The 11,233-nt window shown below is 47.7% G+C and carries 9 protein-coding genes and 1 tRNA gene; 2 read left to right on the plus strand and 8 right to left on the minus strand.

From position 1 onward, the window contains the following. Positions 1-435: 435 nt before the first annotated feature. From fba to tkt, 5 genes are all read right to left on the minus strand, one after another. A complete protein-coding gene (gene fba / locus NSMM_RS09555; RefSeq protein ID WP_090286913.1) occupies positions 436-1,500 on the minus strand; it encodes a class II fructose-bisphosphate aldolase in 1,065 nt (354 codons plus the stop codon). A 101-nt stretch (positions 1,501-1,601) separates the two neighbouring features. Beyond that, a complete protein-coding gene (gene pyk, locus NSMM_RS09560) occupies positions 1,602-3,062 on the minus strand; it encodes a pyruvate kinase (RefSeq protein WP_090286915.1) in 1,461 nt (486 codons plus the stop codon). Positions 3,063-3,156: 94 nt separating this feature from the next. Next, entirely contained in the window at positions 3,157-4,335 is a 1,179-nt protein-coding gene (locus NSMM_RS09565; RefSeq protein WP_090286917.1) for a phosphoglycerate kinase, read from the minus strand. Positions 4,336-4,454: 119 nt separating this feature from the next. Next, positions 4,455-5,459 carry a type I glyceraldehyde-3-phosphate dehydrogenase gene (gene gap / locus NSMM_RS09570; protein ID WP_090286919.1) on the minus strand — a complete coding sequence of 335 codons (1,005 nt, stop codon included), beginning with the start codon at positions 5,457-5,459 and terminating at the stop codon, positions 4,455-4,457. A gap of 54 nt (positions 5,460-5,513) precedes the next feature. Further along, positions 5,514-7,535 carry a transketolase gene (gene tkt / locus NSMM_RS09575; protein WP_090286920.1) on the minus strand — a complete coding sequence of 674 codons (2,022 nt, stop codon included), beginning with the start codon at positions 7,533-7,535 and terminating at the stop codon, positions 5,514-5,516. A 179-nt stretch (positions 7,536-7,714) separates the two neighbouring features. On the opposite strand from tkt, the gene gluQRS reads away from it, so the two are divergent. After that, complete coding sequence (gene gluQRS, locus NSMM_RS09580) at positions 7,715-8,608, plus strand: tRNA glutamyl-Q(34) synthetase GluQRS (protein WP_090286922.1); 894 nt, start codon at positions 7,715-7,717, stop codon at positions 8,606-8,608. Between the two features lie 18 nt (positions 8,609-8,626). Here the strand turns inward: gluQRS and NSMM_RS09585 are convergent, their stop codons facing one another. Further along, entirely contained in the window at positions 8,627-8,977 is a 351-nt protein-coding gene (locus NSMM_RS09585; protein ID WP_090286924.1) for a hypothetical protein, read from the minus strand. Beyond that, complete coding sequence (locus NSMM_RS09590; RefSeq protein WP_090286926.1) at positions 8,953-10,278, minus strand: aminopeptidase P N-terminal domain-containing protein; 1,326 nt, start codon at positions 10,276-10,278, stop codon at positions 8,953-8,955. Before NSMM_RS09590 ends, NSMM_RS09585 begins: the two co-directional genes overlap by 25 nt. 139 nt (positions 10,279-10,417) lie before the next feature. Between NSMM_RS09590 and NSMM_RS09595 the strand changes: the two genes are divergently transcribed. Continuing rightward, positions 10,418-10,504 (plus strand) — tRNA-Leu (locus NSMM_RS09595). A gap of 415 nt (positions 10,505-10,919) precedes the next feature. Here the strand turns inward: NSMM_RS09595 and NSMM_RS16110 are convergent. Then, entirely contained in the window at positions 10,920-11,159 is a 240-nt protein-coding gene (locus NSMM_RS16110; RefSeq protein ID WP_425412367.1) for an ATP-binding protein, read from the minus strand. Positions 11,160-11,233 lie beyond the last annotated feature (74 nt).

Here is an 11,233-nt window from a genome sequence, read left to right on the forward strand (position 1 = left end):
AGACAATCAAAAGCGGCGGGTAGATCACGGTCGAACTGCATCAGCATGACGAATGGGAAATTCTACTGAAACATGCTCATTCTGATTTATTCAGAAACTCTGATCTGCGTACCATGCTGCAACCTGTATTTGTTACTCAGTTCACGCGCCAAATACAATTATTGCGGCCAGTCAAAGATGCACCATTGAGTTTTGCCTGGATCATGACAAAATTATCGCTGGCCGGTGCAAGAGATAATCATCGAAATCGAACTCAAATCAGGCGATCTGCTGAAACCAATTTATTTTTCTAAAGTCTTTCTGGGAAAAAATGACGTAGCGACGTGTCTGTCGTGTAGCGGAGTTTAGCTTATTTGGAAATACCGGATACCATCTTGAAACATATCCCGGTATTTCCAAATCAGGAATACAGATTTTATCTGCGTAAATTAGCGATTATTTAATAATGGCTTTTAATTCTCCACGCAGGTAGCGATTAGCCATCTCTTCCAGCATAATAGGCTTGATCTTACTCGCCTGTCCTGCGCATCCAAATGCTTCAAAACGCGCCTTACAGATATCTTTGGCAGCTGCTGTCGCATCTTTTAGGAATTTACGCGGATCAAATTCGCTCTTATTTTTGGCCAGATGGCGGCGGACTGCACCCGTCATTGCCAAGCGGATATCGGTATCGATATTCACCTTACGGACGCCATATTTGATACCTTCCTGGATTTCTTCGACCGGCACACCATAGGTTTCTTTCATCTCTCCGCCATACTCACGGATAATTTCCAGCCATTCCTGAGGAACCGAGCTTGAACCGTGCATAACCAAATGTGTATTAGGAATACGCTGATGAATCTCCTTAATACGCTCAATTGCCAAAATATCGCCGGTAGGTTTACGCGTAAATTTATAAGCACCGTGTGATGTGCCAATAGCAATTGCCAGCGCATCCACTCCGGTTTTCTTGACGAAATCAGCAGCCTGCTCAGGATCGGTTAGCAGTTGATCAAGAGATAGCTTGCCCTCAGCGCCATGCCCATCTTCGGCTTCGCCCATACCGGATTCAAGCGAACCCAGACAACCCAACTCACCTTCAACTGAAACACCGACTGCATGAGCCATTTCAACTACGGTGGAAGTTACCTTTACGTTGTATTCATATGAAGAAGGGGTCTTGGCGTCCGCTTCCAGCGAACCGTCCATCATCACACTGGAAAAACCGCTGCGGATCGCGTTGATACAGACCGATGGAGATGCGCCATGATCCTGGTGCATAACTATCGGAATATGTGGATAGGCCTCGACAGCAGCCGCGATCAGATGACGTAGAAAAGCTTCTCCCGCGTATTTGCGAGCACCAGCCGATCCCTGCATGATGACTGGGCTGTTACATTCATCCGCTGCTTGCATGATCGCCTGAATCTGTTCAAGATTATTAACATTAAAAGCTGGAAGTCCATAGCTATTTTCAGCTGCATGGTCCAGCAGTTGACGCAAAGATACGAGTGCCATTCAAATCTCCTTTGGTTTGGAATTAAGTTTCAGTATCTTGATTATGTACTGACAGATGATAAAAAATTGCAGCTATAAATAAAAACTACTAAATGATTTGGTTAATTATTACCTGTTTTTACCTGAACAGGAATTTTGCAATCGCCAACCTTGACTATTTTCATAGTATTAGTTCCGCCTGCCTTACCAACTGGTTCTCCAATCGTCATCACAATTAAATCCCCGTCTCGTACCGCTCCTCGTTTAAGCAATTCATTCTCTGCTTGATCCAGGATCAGTTCAGGATCGGTTAGACCGTGACCAAACTCAATTGGATAAACGCCACGAAACAGAGTCATTTTACCTAATGTATCCTCTTGCGGGCTCAGCGCAAAAATGGGTACCTTGGAACTCCTGCGAGACATAAACAACGCTGTCACACCACTCTGGGTCAACGCAGCGATAGCACGAATCTTGAGACTGGTCGCGGTATACATAGTTGCGCGAGCAATTGCGTCTTCCACACTAACTGCGTCCGTTTCGGGGGAGCGGCGAAAATTCAGATTAACAGTGTATTCCTTTTCTGCTTCCAGGCAGACTCTGGCCATGGCCGCAACAGATTCGACCGGAAATTGGCCTGCGGCCGATTCCGCCGACAACATCACGGCATCTGTACCATCCAGGACAGCATTGGCCACATCAGATACTTCGGCACGTGTTGGGATCGGACTGTAAATCATCGATTCCATCATCTGTGTTGCCGTCACTACCAGTTTATTAGCGGCACGTGCGGCACGTATCATTTTTTTCTGTAATGCAGGGACCGCAGCATCGCCTACTTCCACGGCCAGATCGCCACGAGCGACCATAATCGCATCGGATGCATCGAGAATATCATCCAGCGCAAGAATGGCCTCCGACCGTTCGATCTTTGCCATCAGCAGGCTTGTACAATTTGCTTCCTGCATCAGGGCACGCGCCTTTCTCATATCGTCACCGGAACGCGGAAACGATACTGCCAGATAATCCGCCTTCATCAAGGCAGCCGTTTTGATATCCTCCAGATCCTTCTGGGTCAACGCCGGGGCACTTAGTCCACCACCTTTGCGGTTAATGCCCTTATTATTGGACAGTATTCCACCTTGAAGCACTTCGCAGAATACCGCACTACCCACCACCCTGATTACTTTCAGGACGATTCGTCCATCATCCAGCAACAATGTGGCACCTGCCTCAACATCACCTGGCAACGCTTGATAGTCCAGCCCTACTTTTAGCTGATCTCCCAATTCACACTGGGCATCCAGGATAAATTCATCGCCAGTTCTCAGGGCAATCTGTCCTTGATGAAATTTTCCAATACGGATTTTTGGACCTTGCAGATCGGCCAACACCCCTACTGTTCTGCCAACTGAACGAGCAAGTGAGCGAACCTGCTCGACATGGGCAATATGTTGATCTCGCGTACCATGTGAGAAATTGATACGGACCACATCAACACCTGCTTCCAGCATATGTGCAAGCGTTGCTGGACTACTGGATGCTGGTCCCAAGGTTGCAACAATTTTGGTTCTTCGCATCACTTCAGAGCAAATAATTTCTTAGAAAAATCCTGCACCAACCGGAAACAGGATAATAGGTAGTATTGACTGAATTGGATCAGCGTCTCTGTTGTTTTCAACTCGCGCGTGACTCAAGAATTTCGACTGCAGGCAATGTTTTACCCTCCAGAAACTCAAGGAACGCTCCTCCGGCTGTCGAAATATAGGATACCTTGTCATAGATACCGTATTTTTGTATGGCTGCAATCGTATCTCCACCGCCCGCCAAGGTAAACGCTTTAGTTTCCGCAATGGCCATCGCGATTGCACGTGTTCCCTCGCCAAATTGATCAAATTCAAACACGCCTACCGGCCCATTCCAGACAACTGTTCCAGCTTCTTTGATGATTTTAACCAGCGTTTCGGCACTTTTGGGACCAATATCGAAAATCATATCATCATCGATGACAGCATCGGCATCCTTCAAAATAGCGGGCTCATCCGCAGCAAATTTTTTCCCCACCACGACATCCACTGCGATCGGAATAGAAGCATTGCGTTCCGTCATTTTTGACATCAAGGCTTTAGCCACTGGCACCAGATCATCTTCACACAAGGATTTTCCTACATTATTTCCTGCCGCTCTCAGAAAGGTATTTGCGATGCCGCCACCGACCACCAGCTGATCAACTTTTTCAGCGAGCGATTCCAGCACTGTCAGTTTGGTCGAAACTTTCGATCCTCCAACAATGGCAACCATCGGTCTTGCTGGCTCATGCAGTGCTTTGGTCAGCGCTTCCAGCTCTTCCGTAAGCAAAATTCCAGCACAAGCAACTGTCGCAAACTTAGCGATACCATGGGTAGAAGCCTCTGCGCGATGTGCTGTTCCGAATGCGTCCATCACAAAAACATCACACAGGGCAGCATACTTTTGCGCTGTTTCATCCTGATTACCTTTTTCACCAATATTGATACGGCAATTTTCCAACACAACCAGCTCACCAGGTGCAACATCAAATCCGCCCGCCACCCAATCACGGATTAACCGCACTGGCTTACCTAGGCGGTTACTGATGTCGTCCGCCACTGGGTGCAGTGAATTTTCCACTGACCAAACACCTTCCTCAGGTCGGCCAAGATGTGACGTAACCATTACTCTTGCGCCTTGCTTCAAACAATGATTGATCGTGGCCATGGAAGCAGCAATACGCGCATCCGATGTCACTTTGCCATCCTTGATCGGCACATTGAGATCAGCACGAATAAAAACACGTTTATTGTTAAGATCCAGATCGACGAGCTTGATAACAGACACATTTACTCCATGAATATAAAAATTGCAGAAAACAGCCAGCGAATCAACCGAAACTGATACCGGCTCGCCGCTATATTTCGCTAAAACTAATTATGTAGTCTTTTATTTATGATTGCAGATCAGTCACGGCCAGCGACAACCCTGACCATTTCCAGAACTTTGCAGGAATAACCCCACTCGTTATCGTACCAGGCAACCACTTTTACAAAATTTTTATCCAGCTGTATACCCGCTTCCGCATCAAAAACCGAAGTACAGCTTTCACCGCGAAAATCTGTAGAAACAACCTTCTGATCCGTATAGCCCAGAACGCCTTTCATAGCACCTGTCGACGCAGATTTCATCGCATTACAAATGTCTTCGTAAGAGGCATCTTTATCCAATTCAACGGTCAGATCAACCACAGAGACATCAGAGGTTGGCACCCGAAAAGCCATGCCGGTCAATTTTTTATTCAACTCTGGAATCACCACTCCTACCGCTTTGGCCGCACCGGTCGAAGATGGAATAATGTTTTCCAAAATGCCGCGTCCACCTCGCCAATCCTTGTTGGATGGACCATCAACCGTTTTTTGGGTAGCCGTAGCAGCATGGACGGTTGTCATCAACCCACGTTTGATACCCCAGGTGTCATTCAGTACCTTGGCGATTGGCGCAAGGCAATTGGTAGTACACGATGCATTGGAAATGATGGCCTCGCCATCATAAGTTTTATCATTTACTCCATACACATACATCGGGGTATCGTCTTTCGAAGGCGCTGTCATTACCACTTTTTTGGCACCAGCCTGAAGATGTTTCTCGCATTGCTCCTTAGTTAGAAACAATCCTGTTGACTCCACAACGACATCAGCACCCGCCTCGTTCCATTTTAATTCAGCAGGATCTTTGATAGCAGTCAGCCGGATTTTTTTTCCATTGACCACCAGATGGTTGCCATCGACCGACACTTCTCCTTTGAAACGACCATGTACCGAATCATGGGTCAACATATAAGCAAGGTAATCAGGCTCTAGCAGATCATTGATCGCAACCACATCAATATCATCAAATTTTTCAACTGATGCACGGAATACCATACGACCGATACGACCAAAACCATTGATACCAACTTTAATTGTCATGCCACTGCCTCCTTAAGCAAACACCATTTGTAATTGATAAAAATCTTGCTATTGTTACAAAACCTTTTTTACCGCATTGACGACATTACCGATTGTGAAGCCGAAATGCTCGAATAACTTATTGGCCGGAGCAGATTCACCGAATGTATTCATGCCGACAATCTCGCCATCAAGACCAACATATTTATACCAACCATCTGTTACTCCCGCTTCAACCGCAACGCACCGGATTCCTTTAGGCAGCACACTTTCTTGGTAGGCACGATCCTGCCGATCAAACACGTTGGTGCAAGGCATGGATACAACTCGAACCGCAATATTTTCTTTTGCCAGTTCTTTTTGAGCTGCCCTGGCTAACCCGACTTCAGAACCAGTAGCGATAATGATAGCTTGTGGTTTACCATTCACAGCTTCCGACAGAATATATCCTCCCTTGGAGATCAGGCCGATCGTCATCGCATCACGTTCCTGAAAAGCCAGATTCTGACGACTGAAAATAAGCGAACTTGGCCCCTCTCGCCGCTCAATGGCCCGCACCCATGCGACTGTTGATTCAACCGTATCGCAGGGGCGCCACACATCCATATTAGGAATCAGACGCAAAGTCGCGGTTTGCTCAACGGGCTGATGCGTTGGCCCATCTTCTCCCAAGCCGATGGAATCATGCGTATACACAAAAATGTTACGAATTTTCATTAATGCGGCCATACGCAGGGCATTGCGTGCATATTCGGAGAACATCAGAAATGTTCCACCATAAGGAATAATCCCACCGTGCAGGGACAAGCCATTCATGATGGCACTCATACCGAACTCACGAACACCGTAATAAATATAGTTTCCAGCAGCAGAGTCGCCCGCGATGCCCTTTGAACCTGACCACTTGGTCAGATTCGATCCTGCCAAATCGGCCGATCCACCGACAAGATCTGGCAGGATCGGTGCTAATGCTTCAATTGCGTTTTGTGAAGCTTTGCGCGTAGCGATTGTTTCTGCCTTGGCATTAATCTGACTAATGACGCTGTCGGCATGATCTACCCATCCAGCAGGCAAATCTCCGCACATACGGCGGTTGAATTCTGCCGCTTCTGCGGGGTATTTCTGAGCATATTCTGCAAAACGCTCATTCCAGGCATTCTCCAGTGCTTGCCCCTTGGCATGTGCATTCCAAGCATCATAAACATCCTGTGGAATTTCAAAAGGCAGGTAATGCCAACCAATATGCGGGCGTGTTGCAGCAATTTCTTCATCACCCAAAGCTGCGCCATGCACATCATGCGTATTGGCTTTATTCGGAGAGCCCAGACCAATGACAGTTTTGCAACAAATCATGCTCGGTTTATCCTGTATTTTTTTAGCCGCTTCGATTGCCGCCTCAATTGCTACCGCATCATGCCCGTCTACATTCGGTATAACGTGCCAGCCGTATGCTTCAAATCGTTTAGGGGTATCATCGGTGAACCATCCTTCAACGTGCCCATCGATAGAGATGCCATTATCATCATAGAAACAAATCAATTTACCCAACTTTAACGTACCAGCCAGAGAACACGCCTCATGCGAAATGCCCTCCATCAAGCAGCCATCGCCCAGAAAGACATAGGTATGGTGATTAACGATTTCGAAACCCGGACGATTGAATTCCGCAGCCAGTATTTTTTCAGCCAACGCCATGCCTACCGCATTGGTAATTCCCTGGCCGAGCGGCCCGGTAGTGGTTTCTACGCCCGGAGTGTAGCCATATTCTGGATGACCCGGCGTTTTGGAATGCAATTGGCGAAAATTCTTGATATCCTCAATGGAAACATTATAACCAGTGAGATGTAACAATGCATATAACAGCATCGAACCGTGACCGTTGGACAGGACAAATCGGTCACGATCGTACCACTCAGGGTTGACAGGATTATGACGTAAATGATGAATCCATAGCACTTCAGCAATCTCTGCCATCCCCATCGGCATACCGGGATGGCCAGAATTGGCTTTTTGTACTGCATCCATCGCAAGCGCACGAATGGCACTTGTTAACTTCTTGAATACTGGCGGATTAAAATCCCTAAATGCTTCACTCATTTACCATCACCCCTCGTCCTTAAATTTTCCTAAAAACAGCCAGACACCGAAACCGCCCAACAAACAATTAGCTGGCAAAAGGGTGTATTATCGCTTAAGTTCCCTCACTTCACAACCTGATGTGTCAGCATATCTGTGCGCCATTGCCGACAAAATAACAATCACATCAGCACGACCACATGAGTCGAAACAACGCTTATCGTGGCAGATTTGCCCCCTCACCTACCGGACCATTACATTTCGGCTCGCTGGTAACTGCAGTCGGCAGCTATCTGGAAGCCAAGTCACATCAGGGAAAATGGCTGGTGCGAATCGAGGATGTGGACACACCGCGCGTGATTAAGGGTGCGGCAGACGATATTTTACGTACACTCGAAGCATTCGGGTTGTATTGGGATGAGACTGTGGTCTATCAAAGTAAGCGTACTGCCGCCTACCAGGAAACATTAGATAATCTACAGCAAAAAGACTGGCTGTATCCATGTACATGCTCGCGCCAGCAGATTGCAGCCCATGGCCGCCCAGGCCAGGATGGTTTCATTTATCCGGGCACCTGCCGCCAGACGGGGATTAACGAAACAGACACCAGCAACCACTGCTTCGCCTGGCGAATACATACTCGAGAGCAAATCATTCAATTCCATGATCTACTGCGCGGACAGCTGCAGCTCGATCTGCCAAACGAGCTGGGTGATTTTGTATTGTGCCGTAGCGATGGAATTTTCACGTACCAGCTGGCAGTCGCGGTGGATGATGCATGGCAAAGAGTCACCCATGTCGTGCGTGGCACTGATTTACTGTTTTCCACTTTCCGCCAGCGCTATTTACAGCAGTTACTGGGCTACGTCACACCGACATACTGCCATCTGCCACTGGCACTCGATTCACAGGGAAAAAAACTGAGCAAGCGAACTCACGCTTTTCCTGTTTCCGCCGCAGACCCACTACCTACATTGCTCGCAGCGCTGGCATTTCTCGGGCAAGACGTATCCAATGCACCACGAGATAATATCGAAACATTCTGGCAATGGGCAAGACTCCACTGGCAATGGGACAAGATTCCGCTGGTTTAATCTGGCCTGGCGAGACCATCAATCTCGATAACGGGTCTGATCGCTGCGCTTGACTTCATCTATAATCTGCGCGTCCTCAATGATTCCGCCATTAGTAGATTCTGCGGTTTCACTCATTGCACGACGTAACTTACGCCGCAGCCACCATATTCTGGCACCAATGACAGTTGCAACCGCCACGAACAATGCCAGCACCACCGAAAAAAAGAATGCGCCCAGCACCATGACCACGATTACAACCGGAATCAGTGTCAAATAAAATACCCAGCGATTGACCGGGGAAGTTTTAAATGGATTATCTCCATTCATACCATTTTGTTGTTCATGAATGACCCGCTTGATAATTATTTTCCGATAATCGTCCTGCATCGCATCAACTCCTCTATTGCGGCCACGCTTTTGGGCGCCGCCTGGGTAAGAATTTCGCAGCCGCTGGCTGTGACAGCCACATCGTCTTCAATTCTGATACCAATATTCCAGAAATGTTCGGGCACATTTTCCGCTGGACGGATATAACAACCGGGTTCAATCGTCAGCGTCATGCCGGGAATCAGTCCTCGCCACTGGCCATCCTGCTTGTATTCACCGGCATCATGCACATCCAGCCCCAGCCAGTGGCCGGTGCGATGCATATAGAAGCGCTTGTAATCTTGCGTCTCAATCACGCCATCCACGCTGCCTTGACACAACCCCAGATCCAGAAAACCCTGGCATAAAATGCGTAAGGCTGCCTGATGCGGGGCATCCCAGTCGTTTTCGGGTTTAACCTGATCAATTGCCGCAACCTGAGAAGCCAAAACCAGCTCGTAAACATCACGCTGCACAGCAGTATATTGACCATTGACCGGAAATGTACGAGTGATATCGGCTGCATAGCCGTCCAGTTCGCAACCGGCATCGATCAGCAGCAAATCACCCGATTGCAAGCGGGCGTTATTGTCAACATAGTGCAACACACAGGCATTGGCACCCCCGGCAACAATAGATGAATAGGCAACCGATTGCGCACCTTGTCGACGAAAATCGTACAGCAGTTCCGCTTCGATCTCGTATTCATATTTACCGGGCAGCGTTGCCTGCATGGCGCGTTTATGTGCATCCGTAGAAATTTTTGCTGCCGCGCGCATCAGCGTCAGCTCACTTTCATCCTTGATCAGACGCATTTCGTCCAACAAGGAACGTATATCCTGAATTTCAGATGGCGCAGCCACCCCTTTTCTTGCCTGTGTGCGCACCTGATTGATCCAGCCAACCACACGCTGGTCCCAGGCAGCTTCGTGTCCTAACGCATAAAATATTACTGGCTGATTAGCCAGAAAATCCGGCATCAATTCATCAAGGCGATTGATGGCATACGACTCATCAAACTGATACTGTGCGCGAGCGACTGCTAAACCGTGCCGGAAACCTTCCCACAGCTCGCGCTCCGTATCCTTGTCACGGCAAAGGAGAATCTGGCGCGTATCGGTATCGTCGCCACCATTAATCAGCACCAGTACGGCTTCAGGTTCACGAAATCCCGTCAGATAATAAAAATAGCTATCGAAACGGTAAGGGTAGCCTACATCCCGGTTACGAATTTTTTCTGGCGCAGTGGCAATGATGGCAACACCCTGCTTCATTTGAGACAATAGCCGGTGACGGCGATCAACGAATACCTGTGTTTGCATATTACAGTTTACAGTTCTTCAGAAATAAACCAAAAATCGGTTTTGCTATGATAACAGGCAAAAACCTTCCGCGCGTTGGAGCAGGTATTGGTTGCTGAAATAACCATTTTCAGTGATAATTGCGCGGCTATTCTTATAAGCCGGGATGGCGGAATTGGTAGACGCACGGGACTCAAAATCCCGCGATGGTGACATCATGGGGGTTCGATTCCCCCTCCCGGCACCATTTAGTTTTGCTGAAAATTGCCACATATTTCAATAAACGTCACTTAATAAACATAAAGTTAAATGGTTTTTTGAGCTGTCGATGGTGCACCAAAATGTTTCATTTCGGTGCAATTATCTTATAAGCATTACACCACAAATAATAGCTACCTTTCAGAAAAGAGGAAAATCCTGGCGGACGTTTGTATAACGTCAAAGCATTCGTAAGTCAGCAAGCTTTTCCACCAGAACCGAAACAAACTGCAATACCCTCCTGTTCGAAAGGAGAAATTTTCGCCAGACTATTTGTATATTCCGGCGAAATTGAATACTGGCTCTGGCTCAGTGTGAACACGAATTCCTCCAACGCATCACGAGTTGTTTTTTACTTGATTTATTCGGCTTGAGTCAACAGGCTGGTTCACTTTCGCATAGATTCACCTTTCGGTTGCAGTCGATGAGCGGTTATGCGTCAGACGATCCGGAATAGCATCAGCAAGGATATTGTCGCCGATACTGCTATACCACTGGTCCGTTCGTAGCTGGCTGATGATCACAGTAGACGTTGCTCCATGACGGTCATCAATGATCAACAGTTGCAGCCTGGCCTTCAGTTGGCCTTGTGCGCAATAAAACGGGCGAAAGCGACTGCTCCTTAGATGACTAACAACGCCAATAACTCACCGACTATCTGTAGAGCCATTTATCTCTCACCGCCAGCAGTCCAACAAACCTGGTAAGTCACCTATAG

Origin of the sequence: Nitrosomonas mobilis (genome assembly GCF_900103035.1) — a bacterium.
GTDB lineage: Bacteria > Pseudomonadota > Gammaproteobacteria > Burkholderiales > Nitrosomonadaceae > Nitrosomonas > Nitrosomonas mobilis.